Source organism: Cyclobacterium amurskyense (assembly GCF_001050135.1).
Lineage (GTDB): Bacteria > Bacteroidota > Bacteroidia > Cytophagales > Cyclobacteriaceae > Cyclobacterium > Cyclobacterium amurskyense.
This window is the reverse complement of record NZ_CP012040.1, coordinates 5396486-5420167: the sequence shown is the minus strand read 5'-3', so window position 1 is coordinate 5420167 and position 23682 is coordinate 5396486. Positions and strand designations below refer to the sequence as shown.

16 protein-coding genes are annotated in these 23682 nt (G+C 37.7%); 11 read left to right on the top strand and 5 right to left on the bottom strand.

Going from position 1 to position 23682, the window contains the following annotated elements; all coding sequences use genetic code 11:
* The first annotated feature begins 896 nt into the window (after positions 1-896).
* The 4 genes from CA2015_RS21645 (at position 897) to CA2015_RS21630 (ending at position 7919) form a co-directional block, all read left to right on the top strand.
* Positions 897-4019, top strand: a complete 3123-nt coding sequence (locus CA2015_RS21645) for a SusC/RagA family TonB-linked outer membrane protein (protein ID WP_048643784.1) — start codon at positions 897-899, stop codon at positions 4017-4019.
* Between the two features lie 45 nt (positions 4020-4064).
* Entirely contained in the window at positions 4065-5780 is a 1716-nt protein-coding gene (locus CA2015_RS21640) for a RagB/SusD family nutrient uptake outer membrane protein (RefSeq protein WP_048643783.1), read from the top strand.
* A 200-nt stretch (positions 5781-5980) separates the two neighbouring features.
* On the top strand, positions 5981-7411 hold the full coding sequence (locus CA2015_RS21635) for a hypothetical protein (RefSeq protein WP_205749786.1): 1431 nt from the start codon (positions 5981-5983) through the stop codon (positions 7409-7411).
* A gap of 217 nt (positions 7412-7628) precedes the next feature.
* Positions 7629-7919 (top strand): DUF6958 family protein, encoded by a 291-nt coding sequence (locus CA2015_RS21630; protein WP_048643782.1) that lies wholly within the window; start codon positions 7629-7631, stop codon positions 7917-7919.
* Positions 7920-7931: 12 nt separating this feature from the next.
* Here CA2015_RS21630 and ggt read toward each other — a convergent pair whose 3' ends face one another.
* Positions 7932-9629 carry a gamma-glutamyltransferase gene (gene ggt / locus CA2015_RS21625; RefSeq protein ID WP_048644684.1) on the bottom strand — a complete coding sequence of 566 codons (1698 nt, stop codon included), beginning with the start codon at positions 9627-9629 and terminating at the stop codon, positions 7932-7934.
* Positions 9630-9707: 78 nt separating this feature from the next.
* The gene (locus tag CA2015_RS21620; RefSeq protein WP_048643781.1) at positions 9708-10046 is read right to left on the bottom strand and encodes a hypothetical protein; all 339 of its coding nucleotides are present in this window, start codon (positions 10044-10046) and stop codon (positions 9708-9710) included.
* Between the two features lie 462 nt (positions 10047-10508).
* Between CA2015_RS21620 and CA2015_RS21615 the strand changes: the two genes are divergently transcribed.
* A complete protein-coding gene (locus CA2015_RS21615) occupies positions 10509-11153 on the top strand; it encodes a DUF7255 family protein (protein WP_048643780.1) in 645 nt (214 codons plus the stop codon).
* Here CA2015_RS21615 and CA2015_RS21610 read toward each other — a convergent pair.
* Positions 11150-11767: a deoxynucleoside kinase gene (locus tag CA2015_RS21610; RefSeq protein ID WP_048643779.1), complete on the bottom strand. Its 618-nt coding sequence runs from the start codon at positions 11765-11767 to the stop codon at positions 11150-11152. The two genes, CA2015_RS21615 and CA2015_RS21610, sit on opposite strands and share 4 nt — an antisense overlap.
* A 708-nt stretch (positions 11768-12475) precedes the next feature.
* Here CA2015_RS21610 and eat point away from each other — a divergent pair.
* The 6 genes from eat (at position 12476) to CA2015_RS21580 (ending at position 21453) form a co-directional block, all read left to right on the top strand.
* Complete coding sequence (gene eat / locus CA2015_RS21605; protein WP_053086729.1) at positions 12476-13810, top strand: ethanolamine permease; 1335 nt, start codon at positions 12476-12478, stop codon at positions 13808-13810.
* A complete protein-coding gene (locus tag CA2015_RS21600; RefSeq protein ID WP_048643778.1) occupies positions 13807-15171 on the top strand; it encodes a glutamine synthetase family protein in 1365 nt (454 codons plus the stop codon). The genes eat and CA2015_RS21600 overlap by 4 nt, the downstream gene beginning before the upstream one ends.
* 191 nt (positions 15172-15362) lie before the next feature.
* Positions 15363-16511 carry an iron-containing alcohol dehydrogenase gene (locus tag CA2015_RS21595; protein ID WP_048643777.1) on the top strand — a complete coding sequence of 383 codons (1149 nt, stop codon included), beginning with the start codon at positions 15363-15365 and terminating at the stop codon, positions 16509-16511.
* A gap of 3 nt (positions 16512-16514) precedes the next feature.
* Positions 16515-17258, top strand: coding sequence for a gamma-glutamyl-gamma-aminobutyrate hydrolase family protein (locus CA2015_RS21590; protein WP_048643776.1), 744 nt, complete (start codon positions 16515-16517; stop codon positions 17256-17258).
* Positions 17259-17261: 3 nt separating this feature from the next.
* Complete coding sequence (locus CA2015_RS21585) at positions 17262-18626, top strand: aldehyde dehydrogenase family protein (protein ID WP_048643775.1); 1365 nt, start codon at positions 17262-17264, stop codon at positions 18624-18626.
* A gap of 271 nt (positions 18627-18897) precedes the next feature.
* Entirely contained in the window at positions 18898-21453 is a 2556-nt protein-coding gene (locus tag CA2015_RS21580) for a phosphocholine-specific phospholipase C (RefSeq protein ID WP_048643774.1), read from the top strand.
* A gap of 150 nt (positions 21454-21603) precedes the next feature.
* On the opposite strand, the gene CA2015_RS21575 is transcribed toward CA2015_RS21580, so the two are convergent.
* Both CA2015_RS21575 and CA2015_RS21570 read right to left on the bottom strand, forming a co-directional pair.
* Positions 21604-22107, bottom strand: a complete 504-nt coding sequence (locus tag CA2015_RS21575) for a hypothetical protein (protein ID WP_048643773.1) — start codon at positions 22105-22107, stop codon at positions 21604-21606.
* Between the two features lie 81 nt (positions 22108-22188).
* A complete protein-coding gene (locus CA2015_RS21570; protein ID WP_048643772.1) occupies positions 22189-23673 on the bottom strand; it encodes a RagB/SusD family nutrient uptake outer membrane protein in 1485 nt (494 codons plus the stop codon).
* Between the last annotated feature and the right edge of the window lie 9 nt (positions 23674-23682).

The window sequence follows — 23682 nt, the reverse complement described above, 5'->3', positions numbered from 1 at the left end:
TTTTGGAGACTGTCCAATAATTTTTTATGTGCGATTTCCTAAGGTTTAACCCGGATTATGTAATAGAATTTCTCCGCCCTGACAATGTCAGGGGTGAAGCCTGTCCCGTGTTTACGGGAAGTGTTGCAATCGCAAGAAAATCAGGCTGTTTGGAGATTTTAGCATAGCACCGCTATGGTGAAATTGAAAACAGCAACGAAGTGGCTGATTTTAAAGCGATTTCAGCACGTAATAGAATGTCTATTGCATATTTCGGGTTTAACCATTTGGCTTAGGTTTGATTTCAATATTTATTAACTTTTCAAAATAGTGTTTTTTCATAAATTGTCTATTTTTTTTGTAATTATTTACTTTTAAATTTCTATTATAAAGTGGTTTATTGTTATTTAATTATATTAAACTTTTTTAAATATGGTTTTTTTAATCATTAAAGATTGGCTAAAATAGCTGTCAATAAAATAATTGAAAATTAATGATATAGTGATAGTTTAATCTAATTATTCAATAAATTCCTTTGTATTAGGGATTTATGAATTTTGTATATGTAGTATATAGATTCGCTTATTAAAGTTTTAGTATTCATAAGCCATTTATTAATTGGTTTATTTTCGAAATTCCCCTTAATACGATATAGGTATAAAATCGTTGGTCTATAGGAGTATTTTTCCTGTTTACTAACCATTGAATAAACATCCTAACCTTAGATGTAAAATATCTGTTACCTTATGTTAATAATTTGCATGAAAAGTCTTTAAACCTTAACACAAAAAATAAAAATATTATAAATTACTTGCTATTGAATTGAGTAGTTTATAATTTTCAATACTTAATGAATTCAAAACGAAAAATTGTTAATTGAAAGTTTTACGAAAATTATGACTACTAACCCCTAAACGATGAATAAAATAATACCTAAATCCTTAAAGTTAAAAGGCGGGATAATGGTTCTTGCTTTTTCCGTCCAAATATTGACCTTGGGTTTTGCCTCAGGGGCAAAGCTGAAGCCGGGCGAGATGAATAAAGGCTCAGAAACAGTAAAAAATGATGGTTTTTCAATCAATCAAACCGTTGCTGTCGACATTACCGTTACCGGTACCGTTACTGATTCGAATGGGGAATCTATCCCTGGTGTTACAGTCTTTGTACCTGGTACTACCACTGGTACAGCTACTGACCTAATGGGTAAGTATTCCATTACAGTTCCCGATGGAGCCACTTTATCTTTTTCCTATATTGGGTACGTTACCCAAACCATTTCTGTTGGAAATAGAAATGTAATTGATGTTGTATTGGAAGAGGATGTGACCTCCATGGATGAGGTTCTTGTTATTGGTTATGGTACAGCAAAGAAAAGTGACCTAACCGGTTCGGTTGCTAGAATTTCTATGGAAGACAAATCAAGACAAGCCAATGTCAACCTTTTCCAAGCCTTGATTGGAGCCTCGGCAGGGGTGAACCTTGAAGGTAGAGGTGGGGCTTCCAGTGAACCTGAAATTTCAATAAGAGGTAAAACTTCTCTTTCTGCCTCTGATGGTCCTTTGATCGTTTTGGATGGTGTGATTTACAATGGGAGCATTTCTAATATTAACGTTAATGATGTAGAAACCATAGATATACTTAAAGATGCCAGTGCTGCAGCAGTATATGGTTCGAGATCTGCAAATGGTGTATTATTAATTACTACTAAAAAAGGTAAATCTGAGAAACCTGTTATCTCTTTTGGGATGTATACTGGATTTCAGGACATGACCAATAACCCTATGCGGGTTATGAATGCAAATGAATTTGCCAATCGTTTGGTTGATTGGGATCATCAAAGTAAGGTGTATGCATGGTATAAAACCAATCCTACCAGTGCGGAAGGAAGACCACAAAGGCCTGATTTAACCAATCCCGAGACCGTAGGGTCTTACTTGAAGACTTATGAAGAACAACAAAATTACCTGGCTGGAAACGAAATTAATTGGGTGAATGAAGTTTTGCAGGTTGCGCCTATGCAAAATTATAACCTAAGCCTTCAAGGAATGACAGATCGGTCTACCTATTATGTTTCTGGTTCTTTTACAGATGTGGAAGGTATACAGATTAATGATAAGTTCAAGCGAATTACCTTGCGAAGTAATGTTGAAAGTGAAATTACTGACTGGCTAACCTTCGGCTTAAATGCTAGTTATAGTACCAGAGACAATTCTGGTATCCCCACCAGTCTTGCAAATGCAAGGGTAGCGAGTCCCTTGGTGAACAATTATATCGGTGAGCCGAATTATGATATTTACCTTGGCGGAGAGTTATTCCAACCTTACCCTTTAGTGAATAAGTACATAGACAATTCAGATATCACCAATGAGTTGTTTGCTGTGGGTAGGTTAAAAGTATCTATCCCCTGGATTGAAGGTTTAAATTACGAATTCAATTATTCCCATGTTTATTCCAATAGAAACAACAACACTTTTCATTCAAGTTCAACCCCATCAGGTGTTTCCAATAGGGGATTGGCAATAAAAAGTCCATCTGAATCCAGAGACTGGAATTTGAATAATATTATCAATTATTCGAGAACCTTCGGAGATCATCAGGTAAATTCTACTTTCTTGTTTAGTAGAGAAGGAAGAACAGGTAATGCTTCAACACTCTCGGCTTCAGGTTTTGAAAATGAAATCCTTGGCTATAATAATATTGGCTTGGCAGAGGTTGTTACTGGAAGTTCTTCTGCATATGAAGAAAACAGTCTTTCCTATATGGCACGGGTCAATTATAGTTTTCTATCCAGATACATGTTTACAGGAACAGTACGTAGAGATGGTTTTTCCGGATTTGGTGCTGGCAATAAATGGGCAACATTCCCTTCTGCCTCTTTGGCTTGGGTACTAACAGATGAGCCTTTCCTTGATAACATGGATGTCTATCTAAAATTAAGGACTTCTTATGGTAAAAATGGTAACCAAGGAATAGGACGTTATTCAAGTTTGTCTAGAATGGGTACCAGGTATTATGTTTATGGGCAATCTACAGCCATAGGTTTATATCCGAGTAATCTTGGAAATGTAAACTTGGCTTGGGAAACCACTACTTCCTATAACCTAGGGCTGGATTTTGGGTTTTGGCAAAACAGGATTACTGGTACGGTCAATGCCTATACGGCAAACACAACTGATGTATTGGTTTTAAGACAACTACCAAGGGCTGCCGGTTATGCAAATATCTGGACAAATATAGGAGGGTTAAAAAACAAAGGGATTGAGTTTGATTTGAAATCTATCAATATGGATGGAGCCCTTAGGTGGGAAACCAATTTTACTTTCGCACTTAATAGGGATAAAATCACCAAGCTGTATGGTGGAGAAGATGACAATGATATCGGGAACGGTTGGTTTGTTGGAGAATCGCTTAGTGCTATATATGATTATGAAATGGCAGGAGGAGTATGGACCGAAGAAGAATTCTTTAGTGGCAACACTTTAGATGGATGGTACCCTGGACAGTTTCGCTATGTGGATCAAAATCAAGATGGAGAGATCGATCCTACAAATGATAGAAAGGTTATTGGATATGAATCTCCAAGTTATAGATTCAGTCTCAATAACAGCTTTACTTACAATAATTTCACCCTTTCGGTATTTATAAATTCAATTCAGGGAGGTAAAAATTATTATATGTCTAACAATGCTGACATAATCAATCCACTCTTTTATTTCCCGGATAGAAGGAATAATTCAGCAGTAAATCCTTATTGGACACCTGAAAATCCTACTACCAACACTACAGGGATTTATAATGTACCCCTTCGTCAAAGTGGAGTTTACCAAAGCAGGAGTTTTGTAAGGCTACAGGATATCTCATTGGGGTATACTTTTACACAAAGCTTTTTGGATAAATTAAAGTTACAGTCTGCACAAGTTTATGTCTCTAGCAAAAATCCTTATGTATGGACAAATTGGCAAGGTTGGGATCCAGAAACTGGTATTAGTGATACGCCACTAATGAGAAATTTCATTCTAGGTTTGAATCTTAGCTTATAAGAATCAGCTTAATTAATTAAGTACAACCTGATAAATAAAAAAACAATGAACATAAATATAAAATTTCTTGCAGTTAAATCCTTGCTGATTGCTGCAGTTGCGCTGTTTATATTTCCGTCTTGTAATGATGATATTCTAGACGAAAAGCCCCTCGATTTTCTTTCGCCTGATAATGCATATTTAACTGAAGCAGGTGCTTTACAAGGTATTACTGCTATTCATGACCGAGTACGGTCTGCCTATTATTCATTCGGTGAATTTGGTGTGATGAATTGGGCAACTCATGGTTCAGATTTGGGATACAATGGTGAAACACCGGGACCAGGAGGTTCTTATTTGAATTCTTATGCAGACATGACTCCTGTTTGGAGAAATGTAATTGCTACCTGGAATGTTGGGTTTGAGATTATCCAATGGGCAAATGTATTGATTGATAGAGTGGAAAGTGCTGATCCTGATGTGTTTGCAGAAGGTGAAGCAGGTAAAAATAAATACATTGCCGAGGCAAGGTTTTTCAGAGCATTTGCCTACAGGTATTTGGTCTCTACCTACGGGGATATTCCGCTATTGACCGAGCCGATTAATTCAGCTAAAGCAGATTTTATTAGAAACCCTGTAGCTGATATTCACAACTTGATGGTTGAAGATTTTCAATATGCTGCGAATAATTTACCAAAACCAGGTGAAGAAGATGCACCGGGACGAATTACTCAAGGTCCAGCTTGGCATTACCTTGCAGAGACTTACCTTGAACAGGATAATTTCGAAAAAGCGGTGGAAGCGGCTACAAGAGTTATTGAAGATTATGATTATGATTTAATGACAAGTCGTTTTGGTACTAAACTTGGAAATGATGTGTTTGGCTCAGGGGATGTGTTTTTAGATCTTTTTGGCTTCGGAAATCATAACCTTCCTGAAAATAAAGAATCCATGTGGGTAATACAGGTAGAGCCTTTTATCATCGGTGGTGGACAGATTGCAAGTGCCTATATTTTCGGACCTCGTTATTTTGACATTGGCTTGACTCCTGATGGTAAAAAAGGTTTTCAGGGTGAATTGTATAATGGAATGTATACCGGCTATTCTGATACTTTGGGTCGACCTACAGCGAATGGTAGAGGTACTAGTCTGGTTTATTATGATGTATGGAAAGACAATTGGGACATTGATATTAGAAATGCTGAGCATAACCTGAAGAGAAATTTCTATTATGACTCTCCAGAATCAGCTTATGATAAACAAAAAATTGATTTCAGCCTTTATGATCCACCAAGACCTGATCCAATAGCGGATACTTGTAAAATCATTTTCCCTATTCACATTAAATTTACGGATCCATTAAATTATTTCTTGCAACCCAATCGTTCAGGGGGAGGAATCACCCACAAGGACTGGTATGCATTACGTTTTGCTGAAACTTTGCTAATAAGGGCAGAGGCATATTTGGAATTGGGAGATAAAGCATTGGCCGCAGAAGATGTGAATAGAGTGAGAGAACGTGCCCATGCTACACCTGTTTCTCCTTCGGATATTGACATGGATTTCTTACTGGACGAACGTGTGAGAGAATTGTATGGTGAAGAATGGAGGCTTATTATCTTAAGAAGAACTGGAATGCTTCTCGATAGGGTACGGGCTTATAACGATAACCCGCTAGTTCCTGGAGCAGACATTGAAGAACACAACTTCCGTTGGCCAATACCTCAGGCTCAAATTGACCTAAATGTGGATGCTGAGTTTTCTCAAAATCCTGGCTATTAAGCAAGGATAAATGCATGAATTGATGAGAAAAGGAAAAATGCCCTTTATTCAAGTTAGTTTTAATTTTCTTAGCATTAATTTGGACCTAAATTTAAAAGGAGAAACCTGTGGGTTTCTCCTTTTTGCTTAGCAATTGGTACAGCATCAAGCTGTGGTAGTGAAACAATAGTTTTAGTAATGAATAATAAATTCTTAGAAGTATGAAAAGTGTTAATGTAAGCTTATCAGTCCTACTTATCCTGCTTTCTCTTTTTTCCTTTCAAATACACAAAGTGGAAGGAAAAGTCAATTTTAAATACGACAATGAACCCCAAGAAAAACCAGTAGAAGGACTTCGTCTATCCACTTTTGACATAGATGTTACTCCACCAGTAGGAAGTCCTTTGGCTTATGATGTAACCATAAACAAATGGGACTTAGGTTTGAGGGCTAAAGGGATAGTGTTGCAGGGGGCTGGATTGCCTATTGTTATGTGTTCCATAGATTGGCTGGCTATTGGCAATGAGGGTATGGATGAATTCAAAAGAGCATTGGCTGCGGCTGTTGGCTCTATTCCTAATCGGATCGCTGTGAGCGTGGTGCACCAGCATGATGCACCTAGGTTTGATGCAGGAGCAGAACAGATTCTTATTGAAGCCGGAATGGACCCAGCAAATATCAACCCAACCCAATTTGATGGTACTTTCCCTAGAGAAGCCCTGCGTCGGTTAACCATTGCCGTTAAAAGTTCTTTGTCCGATACGAAGCCGGTTACCCATATAGGTTTAGGTAAAGCAATTGTAGAAAAAGTGGCCTCAAACAGAAATATTTATGGACCTGATGGAAAAGTAAGGGTTACGCGTATGTCATCAACCAAAGATCCCGTTTTGCATGCTGAACCTGAAGGATTGATTGATCCTGAACTGTCACTTGTTAGTTTTTGGAATGAAGACAAGCCGGTTGCTATTTTTAGCTATTATGCTTCCCATCCACAGAGTTATTACCGTACGGGGATCCCTAATCCTGATTTTGTAGGGGTAGCCAGGTTTTTACGTCAATTGGCTGTTCCCGATGCCCTTCATGTCCATTTTAACGGAGCAGGAGGAAATATTGCTGCAGGTAAATACAATGATGGTTCCCATGAAAATCGTTTGATCTTAGCGGAGCGGCTGGCAACAGGAATGAAAAAAGCATGGGAATCAACAAAGCGAGAACCAATAACAACCGCAAGGGTTTCTTGGACTGTGGAGAAAGTGGCCCTACCTCCGGCAAAATACTTGTACAAAATGCAAGAAGAGTTAAAGAAAAGTGATGAATTATTAAAGAAAAGTAGCGGGAATGCACGTAAAATGGCTTGGTTGCGCAGGTCACAAGCTGGAAAAACCCTGGATGTCATGTGTCTTAGCCTTAATGATGCAAGACTTTTACATATGCCTGGAGAGCTATTTGTTGAGTATCAGCTTGCGGCTAAAGCCGAACGTCCGGACCTGTTTGTAACTATGGCCGCCTATGGTGATCTTGGTCCAGGTTATATAGGAACTACTTTGGCCTATGAAAAAGGAGGATATGAGGTCAGTGAACGCGCATCAAATGTTGCTCCTGAAGTGGAAGGTGTATTGATGAAGGCAATTAAAGATTTACTAAAAGAATAATACTTATATCCGAAGAAAAAATAGAACAATCAAATCCTGATGAAACCAGTTGAGGATTGAATTTAGGCAATACTTTAGCCCTATTAAACATCAGTTTTAAAGAGCCTTAAAAACCTAAGATAGGGGGTTAAACCTATGAAAGTGGGAAATGAAATTTAAATAACTTTGTCGGTATTGTTTCTTCAAGAATAGAATTAAAAAAATCAACTGAATCTATATGAAAGACAGGCTATTGACTTTGCACCCAGAAGGCAAGAAAGGGGTTAATATTTTGGTTTCTAAATACAATGTAATTAGAGCATTTATACTTAAAACCCTTGAGGAAAGAAATGAGATTTCTTATAAGGAACTTAATGAATTAGCCATCGCTACATTGAAGGATAGTTTTGATGGTTCGGTTCCTTGGTACCTCGTTTCAGTAAAGCTGGATTTGGAGGCTAGAAAAATAATTGAGCGTATACCTGGAACAAGTCCTCATTTTGTGAGGATGTGTGAGACCAAAAAATGATTTCATTGTAACCTAAAAACCTGCAGCCGAATCCATACCTCTGTAATCAGCCCCAGCTTCCAGGGTCCCATCTTCTCGAACCAGGATGGCATCAACCTTTCCAATAGAATTTCGCTCTTTAAGCTCATGGCCTTTAGCCCTTAGCTCCTTCATAATGGCCTCGTTTGAATACCCTTTTTCATAGCTTATCCAATCCGGTTTCCATTGGCTATGAAAGCGGTTTTCATTGACTGATTCCTGCATTCCCATGTCAAATTCGATCACATTTACTATGGCCTGAAAAACTGAGGTAGGAATAGTGGAGCCACCAGGCGTCCCGACAACCATGAATAATTTGCCGTTTTTTTCCAAAATGGTGGGGCTCATGGAGCTAAGCATCCTTTTTTCTGGCTCTACTTTGTTCGCTTCGCCTCCGAGAACACCAAACATGTTAGGAAAACCAGGTTTTATAGAAAAATCATCCATCTCATTGTTTAAGATAAAGCCAGCTCCGGCTACTAGGACTTTCGATCCCATATTTCCGTTTAGGGTAGTTGTACTTGATACAGCATTGCCTTCCTGGTCAACAATTGAAAAATGGGTGGTTTCCTCGCTCTCTTGAAGAAGGTCACCTGCTTTGATTTCCGTTGAAGGTGTGGCCTTATCTGGGTTGAAATTTTGAAACCTTTCCTTCAAATATTTATCAGTTACCAACTGCTCAACTGGGACCGGATAAAAATCAGCATCGGCCATGTATTCAGCCCGATCGGCATAAATTCTGCGCTCCATTTCTGTTTTCAGATGAAGGTAATCACTGAACTTGTTTTTAGAGATTTTATGGTTTTCAAGTATGCCTAGCATCTGAAGCAGAATAATTCCTCCACCACTAGGAGGGCCCATGGTAATTATGCGGTAATCTTTATAATTTCCAGTTAGCGGTTTTCTCCATATGCTTTGGTATTTCTCAAGGTCCTCATGGCTTATTAAGCCCCCACCCCTTCTCATTTCTGCGACTAAATGGTCAGCTACCTCACCAGCATAGAATCCTTCACGACCATGGTCTCGAATCAATTTAAGCGTATTGGCAAGTTCTTTTTGAACCAATTTATCACCTGTTTTGAATACTTTACCTGTATAATGTACAGGGTCTATGGTAGAATATTTTTTTAAATTTCCGGAATAGGAAGAGAGAAAATTTGCTTCCACCTCTGTCAAATTAAAGCCATCCTCAGCCAAGACAATGGCAGGGTTTATCAATGCACTCCACGGAAGTGATCCGAATTTCTCATGGGCTTTTACCATTCCATCTACAGATCCAGGTACTCCTGAAGCCAAGTGACCATTTTGGCTTATTTCAGGTTGAGGGTTACCTTGTGCATCTAGGTACATGTCTCTGCTTGCTGCTAGAGGTGCTTTTTCCCTGTAATCAAGTGAATGGACCTCACCATATTTTTCTCGGATTACCATAAATCCACCGCCACCTAAATTTCCCGCTTGTGGGTACACCACGGCCAGTGCCATATGGACGGCAATAGCCGCATCTACAGCATTTCCCCCTAGTAAGAGAATGTCTTTACCTACCTCAGAAGCCAAAGGATGAGCACTGACCACCATGGCTTTTTCACCCAATAAACCTAGTTTATGCTTTTGGGGTAAACAGGAAATTGTCAGCAGAATGGAAATACTAAAGATAAAAAATTGTGATCGAGAAGAGAATGATGACTTAATCATTTTAAGCATATTGGTCTAAGGTTTTTAATGTAATAGACGATGAAAAAATCAGGAAAAGTAGGAGGCAGTTAATGCCAATTAATGATGAGACCTTTTTAGAAAAGAGTTAAGGTCTTCTTCAAGCTCATTCAGGTTTTTAAGTAAAAAAGGATACTTTTCTAGAAATTGATCATTAATGTCATATTCCAGTGCTGAAATGCTTTTATTTAAATTATTAGCCCCCAATAAACTGAAGACGGGCTTAGATTTATGAAACTTCTTTTTGATTATACTAATTTGACCCTCTTCATATAAGGGCATCAGATTTTTCAAATCTTGTACGTTCAGTTCCAAAACCAATTCTATAATTTCATGGATAAGTTCAATATCCTGATCGAAATAATGATAGATCATATCTGGTTTGATCTGTTTGTACATACAGTAGGTTTTATGAAATAGGTTGATAAACGTAAATTTAAACAATGAACTATAAGTATCATAGTCCAACGCAAAAATAGAGCTGGAAAACTTAAATTTAACAAATAATTATTTTTTTTTTCAGATAAATGTTAATTTTTGTGGCTTACAGTCTATTTTTCGTTCTGCTTATATCTCATAATACAACGGCATTTAGTACTTTAAAAGTATAAGCCTCCATGGAACTATTTTTTGAGATTCTTGATTTGAATTAAATATAAAATTTGATGCAATTATGAATAGGAACAAGCTGGTTTTTTTGATTTTTGGACTTATATTTTTAGTTATAATGCTTTGGATTGGTTATGATATGTCTACAAAGACAACATTTCCAGGGTCAAAGCCAAATTTAAAAGAGAGAATTGAAAACGAATAGTCACCTAATTTAAGCCTTTTTTCCACAGTAATTTTTAATTCAACTAAATGCATCATCAAAAAATAGATCAATTGATAAAGGCCCTGGAAGAAATTGAGGCACCTTACGAAATTGATTTTCACGTCCCAATCAAAAAAAGTCTTATAGAAGGTAAAGGGGAAGGTTTATTGTTGGAGGCTTATAAAGAGCTTGACGGAGAGGGAGACTTTCCGCTGTTGAACCAGCTAAAAGTGGATATTAAAATTGGGAAGTTTTTATTTGTTTATGATGATGCTAATCATTTTAATCGGTACAGACTTAAAACCTTAAAAGCTGAGGTTTATTCTTTATTTAATTATACCTGGCACCAAAGCTACCTTCGAATGTGTAGAACATTCGAAAGGGAATGCTTGGTTTCCGGTTCCCAGGAGCGTATTTGGAATGGACCACCTATTGCCTCACGATGCTTTGGACGAAGTGAAGAAGCTCCTGACCTCACAGGTAATGGTTCCTCAGGTTGGAAGTTAAATGCTTACAATGATTTACAATACGATCTTATTAGTAGATTACAGGGTTTTAAGCTAATCAGAATTCCTTCTTACGAAAACCTAATGATTGGAGGTAAGCTTCAACGGATAGACAAATTATTGCTAAGGCCAAATGCAGAGACTTTGCGTGTAATAGGATCTTGGTTGCTTAGAAAAATGGATTAATTAAATAGGCCAAATAGTTCACGGTCAATTTTCTCCACTATTATTGAAAAATCTTCTGGATTATCAACAAAATTCATATTGTTGACATCTATTACAAGTAGCTTTCCAAGGTTATATTCGGTAATCCACTTTTGATAGAGGTCATTTAGATTTTTCAAGTAAGCTATTTGGATGCTTCTTTCGTAATTTCTACCTCTTTTTTCAATTTGATCTACCAATTTGGGAATATCAGCTTTTAAATAAATCAATAAGTCTGGAGGTTTGATATAGTTAGCCATAGAATGGTAAAGGCCTTTGTAATTTTCATAATCCCTTTTAGAAATCAAATTGGATTCATAGAGGTTGGCAGCGAAAATATGCGCATCCTCATAAATGGTCCTATCTTGAATAGTAGAAGTCGGGTTTTGCTGGATTCTTTTCACTTGGTTAATTCGGCTTTGAAGGAAGAAAACCTGTAAGTGAAAAGACCATTTGGTCATGTCCTTATAAAAATCTGATAAATACGGATTATCTTCTACAGATTCAAATTCTGTTTGCCAACCATAGTGGGCAGCTAGTTTTACAGCCAATGAAGTTTTACCACTTCCAATATTTCCTGAAATTGCGATATGCATTATTCTGTTAATTTATTTCTATTTTCTTAAATACAGAGTAGTTATTTTCTCAGTATTATATAAATCCCTCACCTCAAAATTTAAACGCTAATCTGTTATTTGAGGGGTTCACCTAAAAGCAAGTCAAATATTGCTACTTTCGATTTACAGCCAAGTACCAAGCTAAAATCTTCCAAAGGATTAATAATCATTGGAACACATTACTTTCCTTGTTTGCAGGTAAGATTTATACCTTTTTCTATTTAACTATTTTTACTAACAAGGTTCTGCTGCCTATAATTCAAAAAAAATTGGCAGTCCTAGGATTATTTTAAAACCAATCTATTGGTGTCCATTTTTAAAAGTTATATGATTTTTTTTGAATTATACTTGTGTTTTCAATTGCTCTATTTACCTTTCTGTTATTCAGTATTTTATGAATACAATGTCTTTAACTTTTTGCAGTTTGAATTGACATTTTTAAATCAGGATATTAATTGCTTATACCAGGTTTGTGTGGAATTACATAGGAAATCAGGATTTGATTTACGCTATGGGATATCATTTTTTTATTTAAATTATTTTAATCAATTAAGTTGAAAATCAAAATAATTTCTAATTTTAGGAGGTGCTTATTGAAAAAAATACAATCAAAGTTCTAAAGAAAGTTTTATTGGTATAACTTCAATTAATAGGTAGCCCTTTTTCTATTCCAAAAGTAAAGTTTATATGGATCAAAAAACAAACGACAAAGAAGATCAATTAAAGAAGACCTTAGGTCCTTTTATGTTATGGGGTTTGGGAGTGGGGTATGTAATTTCAGGCAATTATTTTGGCTGGAATTTAGGCCTAGCAGAGGGAGGAACATTAGGAGCTGGTATTGCCATATTTTTTATTATTATCATGTATGTCACCTTTACGTTTAGTTACACTGAGATGGCTTGTGCTATTCCTAAAGCTGGAGGTGCTTTTTCTTATGCCGAGCGAGGCTTGGGAAAACATTTAGGCTTCCTCGCAGGAATGTCGCAAAACATTGAATTTATTTTCGCCCCTCCAGCCATTGCCTCGGCTATTGGGGCCTATTTTGGTATCTTTTTCCCTGAACTGAATGCTTTACTGATAGGGGTGGTGGCTTACCTTATTTTTACTGGTCTTAATATTATAGGGCTACAGGTTGCTGCTACATTTGAGCTGTTTATTACCATTATTGCGGTCATCGGTTTGTTGTTTTTCGCAGGAGTCACTTTGCCAGCGTTTAAAGTAGAAAACTTACTGATCAATGCGCTTCCTAATGGGTACATGGGAATTGTGGCTGCCATTCCATTTGCAATTTGGTTTTTCTTGGCCATCGAAGGAGTCGCAAATGTTGCTGAAGAAACCATAAATCCTCAAAAAAATATTCTTAAAGGATTCGGCTTTGCCTTGCTAACATTGGTTATTTTATGTGTAATTACATTTATGGCTGCAGTAGGAGTTGGTGGTTGGGAAGCCATTGTTTATCCAGATGGTTCAGGTGTAGCTTCTGATTCTCCTCTTCCATTGGCCATGGGGCTAGTAATGGGAGACAATCAAATGTATTATCATTTACTCGCTTTTATAGCATTATTTGGACTAGTAGCTTCATTTAATGGGATCATACTTGCTGCGGGTCGTACTACTTTTGAGTTTGGTAGGGTAGGATATGCACCCAAAGCCATCGGAAAAGTAAATAAAAAGTTTAAAACCCCGGTAAATGCTTTGTTTTTCAATATGGTTATTGGAATTATCGCGCTATTTACGGGGAAAACGGGAGAGATCATTACTATTGCCGTATTTGGTGCTTTATGCCTTTATATATTGTCCATGCTTGCTTTTCTTCAACTTAGGAAAAAGGAACCTGATTTGGAAAGACCTTTTAAAGTACCCTATTATCCCTTATTTCCTTTAGTGGCCTTGATAATTGCCAGTTTATCTTTAATCGCAATGATCATTTATAATTTTAATCTGGCTTTATTGTTTTTCGCCATGCTTTTAGGGGCTTATTTATTTTTTGTATTATTCCTTAACAAGACAAAAACTTCATGAAATTTAGTAAAGAAGAAGTAAAATCAAGTTTAAAGAACAGTTCCTTTAATAAGGTAAAACTGGCTATTGTTGATATTGATGGGGTTTTGAGGGGTAAGGTGGTTTCATTGGACAAATTCTTTTCAATTTTAGATGGGGGCATGGGATTCTGTGCTGTGGTATTTGGCTGGGATGTAGAAGATAAATCTTATGACAACGTTTCTGTCACTGGGTGGCACACTGGTTATCCAGATTTCCAGGCGGAAATTGACCCTTCTACCTTTAGAAAAATACCTTGGGAAGATGATCTCCCATTTTTCTTGGCTGATTTTAGCAATGACAAAGAGAATGGAGCATTGGTTTGTCCTAGGACTTTATTGAAGAATATCCAACAACAAACATTTGAGGCAGGCTTTTTTCCTCAGTTTTCTCAGGAGTTTGAATGGTTTAATTTCGAAAGTACACCAGAAGGATATGGTAGTGGTAGTTGTGAAAATACAAAGCCTTTAACCCCTGGTATGTTTGGGTACTCCATTCTAAGATCGTCATTAAAAAGTGAGTTTTTCAATGATCTTTTTGATCTCTGCCATCAGTTTGACATTCCATTAGAAGGTTTACATACAGAAACCGGCCCAGGTGTATATGAAGCCGCAATTCAATACAGTGATATTTTATTAGCAGCAGACCGGGCGGCCTTGTTTAAAAGTAGTGTAAAAGAAATTGCATATAAACATGGAATAATGGCCACATTTATGGCGAAATGGTCTGAAGAACTTCCAGGGAATGGTGGGCATGTACACCAAAGTATATGGGACAAAGATCTTAAAAACAACCTGTTTTATGATGCCAATGGCAAGTGGAGCATGAGTACACTTATGCAACAATATATAGCTGGGCAATTGCATTGTTTACCTCATATTTTACCCATGTTTGCACCCACTATCAACAGTTATAAAAGGTTGGTAGAAGGTGCTTGGGCCCCAACTACCTTGACTTGGGCAAGAGACAATAGAACAACTGCCTTGAGGGTGCTATCCGGCGGTGCCAAATCAACGAGATTGGAAACCCGTGTAATAGGCTCAGATGTAAACCCTTATTTGGCTATGTCTGCCTGCCTTGCCTCTGGGTTATATGGGATCAAACACAAATTGGAGTTGGACAAGCCAGCCACAATAGGGAATGGCTATGAGGATTATACCAATGGGTCAATACCAACTTCCCTTAAAGAAGCCACTGAAGCAATGAAAAATTCAGCCATCGCAAAATCCTTATTTGGGGAGGACTTTGTAGACCATTTCTGTAAAACCAGAGAATGGGAATGCAGGGAATTCGCATCTAAGGTTACTGATTGGGAAAGGAAACGCTATTTTGAAATCATTTAATTAAAGGAAAGCAATAAACCCCAAAATAGTTGGTGAGCATTTAAATCAACCAGGTGATTGTGCTAGATAGCTTAGTTCAATTAAATGAATAAGTAGAGCGTCAATTGGTTGTTAATCGATTTTACCAGAAAAAGAATTTCGGCTTTGACCGTTATATCTCAAGTTTATCACTAATATTTTCATTTATAAAAATGGACATTCGTCAAAAATTTAATTTTAGTTTTCCTACTACCATCCGATTTGGAGTAGGGGTTATCAGTGAATTGCCTGATTATCTTAAACAAAACCAATTAAAAAGACCGTTATTGGTTACTGATCCTATAGTAAGGGAGCTTGGGTTTTTTAAAAATATAGTTAAAGAACTAAGCCAATCAGGTCTGTCAGTTGAAGTTTTTTCAGATGTTCATAAAAATCCAGTTAAGACGGATGTGCTTAAAGGGAAAGAATTGTATCAATCAACGGACCGAGATACGATTATAGGTATAGGAGGAGGAGTGGGCTTGGATGTGGCAAGAGCCATTGCTTTAAGTATCAATCACCACAGAGACTTGTTTGATTACGATGACTTGATAGGTGGAGATAAATATGTGACGGAGCCAATCCCACATTTTATTACTGTGCCTACGACTTCTGGAACAGGAAGTGAGGTAGGAAGAAGCGCTATCATCTCAGAAAATGAGAGTAAGAAGAAAAGAATCCTATTTGCACCAACACTTATGGCCAAAATAGTATTCGCAGATCCAGAACTTACAATGGATTTGCCCTCTTTTGTAACCGCAGCTACTGGCATGGATGCACTTACTCATAATATTGAGGCCTACCTTTCCAAAAACTGGAATCCTATGTGTAGCGGTATTGCCCTTGAAGGAATTAAGTTAATAGGTGAATCCATAGAAACAGCAACCTTAAAACCTGACTTGCTCTCTAGAAGTAAAATGTTAATGGCTTCCATGATGGGAGCGATTGCTTTTCAGAAAGGATTGGGCATAGTACATAGCTTGGCGCACCCATTGTCCAGTTTATTGGATACCCACCACGGCTTGGCCAATGCCATTAACCTGCCGCATGGGTTGGAATTTAACTATGAAGGTTTTGAAGACAGGTATGAGCAAATGGGACTAATGATAGGACTCAAACAAGGAGAAGGCAAAAACTTTATAAATTATATCAACGATTTGAATAAGAAACTAGGGCTTCCTGCAAAACTATCGGAAATAGGGGTGAAAAATGAGCATATTGATACCTTAGCTTCATTAGCTATTGCGGATTTCTGTCATCCAAATAATCCCAAACCAGTAACTGAAGCTGACTTTAAATCCATTTATGAGAAGGCCCAATAGAATATGCTAAAGATAGGAATTAGTGCATGTTTCATGTATAAAGAGCCCACAAGGATTGTCTTTGGGCCTAAAAATTTAGCCTATGTAGAATGTGATATGTTTAATTACGTATCCCAAAAAGGCATTCTTCCTGTTTTATTGCCTGATCTTCCTATTAACCAGTTAGGTGAGATTTTGGATGAACTTGATGGCTTTGTTTTTCAGGGAGGAACCGATTTAGCTCCTGAAACTTACAATGAAACCCCAATAGTTCCAGGGAAGTGGTTGGGAGATGCTTATAGGGATGCCTATGAGCTAAGAATAATGGATTATGCTGTCCAAAAAGGAAAACCTATTTTTGCCATTTGCAGAGGATTTCAATTAATGAATGTGTATTTTGGTGGAAGCTTGTTTCAAGACATTGCTACGCAAAAATCAACTGCGATTCAGCATAGGGATGCTGATAAATACGATGCATTAATACACGAAATCGTAATTGAAAAGGGCAAAACCCTTGATGAGATCTACCAAGGTGTGGATCGGGCTGTAGTGAACTCTGTGCATCATCAGGGGGTAAAACAAGTAGGTGATGGTTTGGAGATATTGGCCGTGAGTAAGGAAGACGGGATAGTAGAAGCCCTACAAAATAAGGATGGAAATGCCTTGGGAGTACAATGGCACCCTGAGTTTTCAGTAGGAAAGGGGGCACCTCTTTTAGATCCCCTAAAACTGTACGATTATTTTATAGAAAAAGTTAAAAGACAATAAAAAATGAATATCATCAACCCTGCTACTGGAAGTACAATTGAAAAGCTAACTGAGGATACCCCTGTAGAGGTAAACAATAAAATAGCTGCGTTAATTGAAGGACAAAAAATATGGGCCAAAGTGCCCTTGGAAGAAAGAGTAGCGATAATTATAAAGTACGGTGACCTTGTGATGGAAAACCTTGATGAACTGGCGAAGATCCTATCCTTGGAGACGGGCAAACCTATTCAGCAAGCCATAAATGAAATCAAAGGGGCCCAAAATAGAATTGACCATATCCAGAAGGATGCACTCAAGTGGTTGCAGAAGGAGATCATTACTGAAGAGGGAGCTACACGAGAGGAAATTACCTTTGAGCCACTTGGTGTTATAGCCAATATTTCTGCTTGGAATTTCCCATACAATGTGGGGTACAATGTGTTTTTATATGCGTTATTGGCAGGAAATGCTGTAGCTTATAAACCCTCAGAGTTTGCCTCACTTACAGGGCTTAAATTTAGAGATTTACTTTGGGAAGCTGGAATTCCTAAAAATGCTTTTGGATGCTTTATTGGTGGAGCTGAAGTGGGAGAGATGTTGTTGGAGGCAGATTTGGATGGCTATTTCTTCACAGGATCTTATAAAACAGGTAAATACATTGCCCAAAAGGTGGCTTCCAAATTGGTGCCTGTGCAGTTGGAATTAGGAGGTAAAGATCCTTTGTATGTGATGGAGGATGTGGCAGATGTAAAACAAGCAGCAATAAATGCTGCTGAGGGCGCCTTTTACAATAATGGTCAGAGCTGTTGTGCTGTTGAAAGGGTATATGTGCATGAAAAGATTTACGATGAGTTTGTAGCTGCTTTTGTGGACGAAGTTTCCACTTATAAAATCGGTGACCCTATGGAAGAGGGCACGTTTATAGGACCGCTCACCAGAGCTGATCAAATGGATGTCATTCTTTCCCAGATAGCAGATGCTAAAAATAAAGGAGCTAAAGTTCTGTATGGAGGAGAAAGATGGGGAGATAAAGGTTATTACTTGACTCCTGCTGTTTTATCAAATGTGGACCATAGCATGGACCTTATGAAGGAAGAGTCTTTTGGGCCAATAATAGGGATTCAGAAAGTAAAAAATGACCAGGAAGCCTTTGAACTTATGAAGGATACGGCTTATGGGCTGACCGCTGCAGTATTTTCAGGAAATGAATTAAGAGCGAAAGAATTGGTTGAAGGGTTACCAACTGGAACCGTTTATGTGAACTGTTGTGACAGAGTGAGTCCAAATTTACCATGGACAGGAAGAAAGAATTCTGGTATGGGAGTGACCTTGTCCTATATGGGGATTCGGGCCTTTACCCAACCTAAGGCTTACCAATTGAGAGGTTAGTTTTCTCTCTTTAAAGGCCAAATAAGCTGTAGTTTAGGTGAAAATGTTTTTGATTTTCATTTAAGTTCACTTATTAACAAAACCATAGGCTAAGTGGAGAATTAACCATTTGACAATAATCTATCTCTATGGTTTTCACAATAAAATTATAATTTTACCCATGAGTGGAAAAAATATTTGGATACTAAAGCTTATCGATTTTCCCTTAGTTAGTACGAATACCTGAATCCGGTTTGAGATTTAATTAATGTGTTTTAATCGTATTTAAATTATGAATGAGAATAGAAGAGATTTTCTAAAGAAAGCGGCACTTTTTTCTGGGGGACTAGGGCTTTGGGGTGTTTTACCCGCTTCTATAGAAAAAGCTATGGCAATTAATCCTGATCCAGGAACAACCTTTAAAGATGCAGAGCATGTAGTATTGTTAATGCAGGAAAACAGGTCGTTTGACCATTGTTTTGGGAAATTAAAAGGTGTTCGGGGTTTTAATGACCCAAGAACTATTTCATTGCCTAATAAAGACAAAGTTTGGTTACAAAGAGACAATAAAGGAAATGCTTTTACGCCTTTTAGGTTTAATATAAATGAGACCAAAGCGACCTGGATGAGTGATATTCCTCATTCTTGGGAGAATCAAGTGGATGCGCGGAACAATGGTAAATATGATGGTTGGATAGAAGCCAAAAGACCAGGTAGAAAAGAGTACCGACATGTTCCCATGACCATGGGTTTTTATGAAAGACAAGACATCCCATTTTATTATGCGTTTGCGGATGCATTTACCGTTTGTGACCAGCATTTTTGTGGGGCGCTTACAGGTACTACTACCAACAGAAACTTTCACTGGGCAGGTAAAACAGTAGGCATGGTTGGGGAAAAACCTCTAGTGCGAAATGGCGAACATACCTATGGCAAAGAAGTCGATTGGAAAACTTTCCCGGATCGCTTACAAGACAATGGTATTCCTTGGAAGGTATACCAGAATGAGGTGAGTTTATCCACTATGCTTGAAGGAGATGACCGATCTTGGTTGTCCAATTTTACTGACAATAACCTGGAATGGTTCAAGCAATTTGAGGTTCGCTATACACCTGGTCATTATGAGTTTTTAAAGCACAAACAAAAGTCACTTCCAGGCGAAATTGCCAAATTGGAAGCTTCTCTCTCAAATGCGGTAGAAACTGACAAAGCGGATATAAGAAAAGCAATAGCATCTAAAAAAGAGGCCATTGAATTTGTAAATGAGTCTATAGAAAAATTTGGGCCTGAAGCCTTTGAAAAACTTTCTCCTAGAGAAAAGGAAATGCATCAGCGAGCTTTCACGACGAATATCGCAGATCCGGATTACCACAAAACGGAGATGCTGGAGTATGAAGAAGATGGCGAAAAAAGGTCAACAAAAATTCCAAAAGGAGATATATTTTACGAATTTAGGAAAGATGTTGATTCTGGAAATCTTCCAACTGTTTCCTATTTAGTAGCCCCAAAGAATTTCTCTGATCACCCTTCTGCTCCTTGGTATGGTGCTTGGTATGTTTCTGAAGCTCTAGAAATTCTAACAAAGAATCCAGAGGTTTGGAAAAAGACGATATTTATACTGAATTACGATGAGAATGATGGTTATTTTGATCATGTACCACCATTTGTTCCACCAAAACCGAATGACCCAAGTGCAGGAAAAGTATCCAAAGGCATAGATGCCAGAACTGAATTTGTATTTAAAGAACAAGAAGAAAATTATCCAGGAATGGATGCTGAAGATGTTCGTGAAAGTCCGGTAGGTTTGGGATATAGAGTGCCTCTAATTGTTGCCTCGCCCTGGAGTAGAGGTGGCTGGGTGAATTCGGAAGTTTTTGATATATCTTCTACAATTATGTTTATGGAAAAGTTGTTATCCCATAAAACAGGTAAAAAGATTAAAGAAGACAATATTAGTTCTTGGAGACGTACAGTGAGTGGTGACCTTACTTCTGTTTTTAGGCCTTATAATGGTGAGAAAATTGACTTGCCTGATTTCTTAACCATGGAAGGGCATGTTAAAAAGATTCTGAACGCTAGCTATAAGGACATTCCAGACAATTTTAAAGTGTTGACTGACGCTGAGATAAGTCAAGTTAACAATACCCATCTGCAATCGCCCTTGATGCCTAAACAAGAGCCGGGAACCAAGCCCTCCAATGCGCTTGCCTATGAGTTGTATGTGGAAGGGGAATTTAACCGTTCTCACGATGCAATAGTGCTAGATTTAAGCGCTTCCGATAAGAAGTTCGGTAAAGAAGCACTTGGTGCTCCTTTTACCGTATATGCTCCAGGAGGCTATAAGGACCCGAAATCCAATACATTTGAAAATGCTAAAAACTGGTCTTTTGCAGTGAAAGCAGGAGATAGCCTGAATTATATATGGCCTTTGGATGCATTTGAAGGTAATACCTATCATTTGCAAGTATATGGGCCAAATGGTTTCTTTAGAGAGTTTAAAGGAAATAAAAATGATCCTAAATTGTCTTTAAACTCCTCCTATAGCCTGGATACTAAAAGTAATACTGGCTATTACAATATTGAAATGGAAAACACTTCCCAGGGAAAGCTTACTATAGAAGTGAGAGACAATGCCTACAATCACGGAAAGAATTCCATGACAGTTTTGGCTGGTGAGAAGCAAGCAATTCGAGTGTCTACTTCTAAGAGCAAGGGCTGGTATGATTTTACCTTAAGGACCATAGGCAATACTACCTTTAGCAGAAGGTATTGTGGTCGTTTAGAGTTGGGCTTAGACAGTATTTCCGATCCTTTAATGGGCGGGGAAGTTTCTTTTAAACTTGGCTAAACCCTTTGTATTAATTTGATTTTGAGCTGGTTACCTTTTGGTTGAAAAACCTTTACCTATTTTGGTTTTACCAACTGGCAATTAATAAAAAAGAGCCCTTTTCCAAGTCATAGGAAAAGGGCTCTTTTTATATTCAATTAGACTGTTAGATTATTCTTCCAATACCGTAATTGTTCCAGCTTCATGCACTACCTGTTTGTAGTCAGCGCTATTATAACCATGATTGGTAACAACTATCGTTAAGTCAAAGTCTCCACTTGCTTTATAGGTATAAGAAGTATACCAGCCAGTCTCACCAAGTGCGGTTTTAAAACCTCTTGCTTTTACCAGCCCGTAATCCATATAATAATCACTTACAATAAGTACCGGATGACCAAACATGTCCAATGAATCTGTTTCAGTATTCACTTTTTTCATGATTCGACGTTCTCCTCCAGGCCATACCGTAGCGATATCTGCATCAGTATCCACCACAAAACGGAATGATTTATTGGCGGTAGGATTAGATATCAACGAATCGTTTCCTTCAATATCTGTCATGTACATTTTTACGTCTCTGACAGTTGGTACGGGTACTATGTCCTCCTGCAGGCAGGAGAAGAAAATAAATGGAGCTAAAATCCCCACAATTACTATATTATTTATCTTTTTCATTTTCTTAAAATTTAATTAGTAGCAAATTCAATTTTGAATTTCAAGTTTCGAATTGAATTCAGAAGCTCGCTGCTAAGTTTATTAATAACCAGGATTTTGATTAAGAGAAGCGTCTTTTTGAATCTCTCCTACAGGGATAGGCAATAAAAGTTGGTATTCTTCTATTGGTTCCGTGGTAAATATTCTGGCATCATAACCAACGATGGTCATAAGTGCCCAAGAGATTTTTTCCACTGCTTTATCTGTTCTTACCAAGTCAAAATACCTATGTCCTTCAAAAGCCAATTCTAGTCTTCTTTCATGTAGAATTCGGTCTATGTCCAATTGGTCAACGGTCAAGCCATTAAGTCCAGCTCTTTCTCTAACCATATTAAAATAGGGTAGGGCTTCACTTGCCTTGTTATTGCCAACCAATGCTTCACCATACATCAAAAGGGCATCAGCATACCTGGTTACCATGTAATTGTAATCCGTACCAGTTATATTGTATTGGGCTAGGGTACTTGTTTCTGGAGTGAATTTTTTAGGCCATGGTTGTAATTCAGGGCTACCACCTTCTAATAATCCTGAATCAAGCGTTGCATTGTATCTAGTCCAGTCTGGTTCGCCTATCCAGTCATTGTCCTCAACGAAATCTTCCATTAAGTTAAACATAATCACTGGTCCACCGCCTGAAGCGATTCCATAAAGGTATCCGTTCTCGTTGGTCATCCATTTGAACAAGAAGTTAGGCTGACCCAAAGAAGCATTGTAGTTGATTTCAAAAATGGATTCATCATTAAACTTGTTGTCCATTTTATGGATTTGTGAAAAGTCACTTAATAGTGAATATTCACCAGCTTCTTTGCTTACGATCAATCTTTTCAAAACCTCTTCAGCTTTGGAGTGGTTTTTCAATGTTAAATAAACTTTACCAAGAATGGTCATGGCAGCACCTTTAGTCGCTCGTGCTTCTTCTCCCTGAAGACCAGCATCACCTTTTTTAAGACAATCAGCAATAGCTGCTTCTAAATCAGGAATGATAACTGAATTGTATATTTCAGTAGCTGAAGTTCTTCCAATACCGATTGCTTTGGTAGGATCATCCAGTCTTTCTACGATTTTAGGAACATCTCCATAAAGACGTACAAGATTGAAATAGGCTAAGGCTCTAAGGAATTTTGCTTCTCCTTTGTATACTTTTACCAATTCTTCCTCACTACTATTCAAAGGAGTATAATTCTCAATGATATTAATAATGTTATTGGAATTTACAATGACTTTGTAATGGTCTCTCCAAAAGTTTGGTCGGGAGTTTCCAGTATTCTTTTTGAACAAGTAGTCATTGCTTTGCCACAAGACATCTTTCGCATCATCAGATATGATTTCCAGGTATTGTGGTACCTCAGAACGAGAATAGATATTCTGGTAAGGAGAATAACATGCCATTAGGCCTGCTTTGATTTCAGAGGGGTTATTGTAAAATGCCCCCGTAGAAAGTGCATCCTCAGGTTGTCTGTCAAGGAATTCTTCCGAGCAGGAAACGAGGAGTGTCGCTATTATAAGTAGATTAATTATTTTTTTCATGATTGAGAG

Excerpts from the sequence above, each read along its gene's own strand:
- CA2015_RS21645 (WP_048643784.1), top strand. The coding sequence starts at position 897 with ATGAATAAAATAATACCTAAATCCTTAAAGTTAAAAGGCGGGATAATG.
- CA2015_RS21640 (WP_048643783.1), top strand. The coding sequence starts at position 4,065 with ATGAACATAAATATAAAATTTCTTGCAGTTAAATCCTTGCTGATTGCT.
- CA2015_RS21635 (WP_205749786.1), top strand. The coding sequence starts at position 5,981 with ATGAAAAGTGTTAATGTAAGCTTATCAGTCCTACTTATCCTGCTTTCT.
- CA2015_RS21630 (WP_048643782.1), top strand. The coding sequence starts at position 7,629 with ATGAAAGACAGGCTATTGACTTTGCACCCAGAAGGCAAGAAAGGGGTT.
- ggt (WP_048644684.1), bottom strand. The coding sequence starts at position 9,629 with ATGATTAAGTCATCATTCTCTTCTCGATCACAATTTTTTATCTTTAGT.
- CA2015_RS21620 (WP_048643781.1), bottom strand. The coding sequence starts at position 10,046 with ATGTACAAACAGATCAAACCAGATATGATCTATCATTATTTCGATCAG.
- CA2015_RS21615 (WP_048643780.1), top strand. The coding sequence starts at position 10,509 with ATGCATCATCAAAAAATAGATCAATTGATAAAGGCCCTGGAAGAAATT.
- CA2015_RS21610 (WP_048643779.1), bottom strand. The coding sequence starts at position 11,767 with ATGCATATCGCAATTTCAGGAAATATTGGAAGTGGTAAAACTTCATTG.
- eat (WP_053086729.1), top strand. The coding sequence starts at position 12,476 with ATGGATCAAAAAACAAACGACAAAGAAGATCAATTAAAGAAGACCTTA.
- CA2015_RS21600 (WP_048643778.1), top strand. The coding sequence starts at position 13,807 with ATGAAATTTAGTAAAGAAGAAGTAAAATCAAGTTTAAAGAACAGTTCC.
- CA2015_RS21595 (WP_048643777.1), top strand. The coding sequence starts at position 15,363 with ATGGACATTCGTCAAAAATTTAATTTTAGTTTTCCTACTACCATCCGA.
- CA2015_RS21590 (WP_048643776.1), top strand. The coding sequence starts at position 16,515 with ATGCTAAAGATAGGAATTAGTGCATGTTTCATGTATAAAGAGCCCACA.
- CA2015_RS21585 (WP_048643775.1), top strand. The coding sequence starts at position 17,262 with ATGAATATCATCAACCCTGCTACTGGAAGTACAATTGAAAAGCTAACT.
- CA2015_RS21580 (WP_048643774.1), top strand. The coding sequence starts at position 18,898 with ATGAATGAGAATAGAAGAGATTTTCTAAAGAAAGCGGCACTTTTTTCT.
- CA2015_RS21575 (WP_048643773.1), bottom strand. The coding sequence starts at position 22,107 with ATGAAAAAGATAAATAATATAGTAATTGTGGGGATTTTAGCTCCATTT.
- CA2015_RS21570 (WP_048643772.1), bottom strand. The coding sequence starts at position 23,673 with ATGAAAAAAATAATTAATCTACTTATAATAGCGACACTCCTCGTTTCC.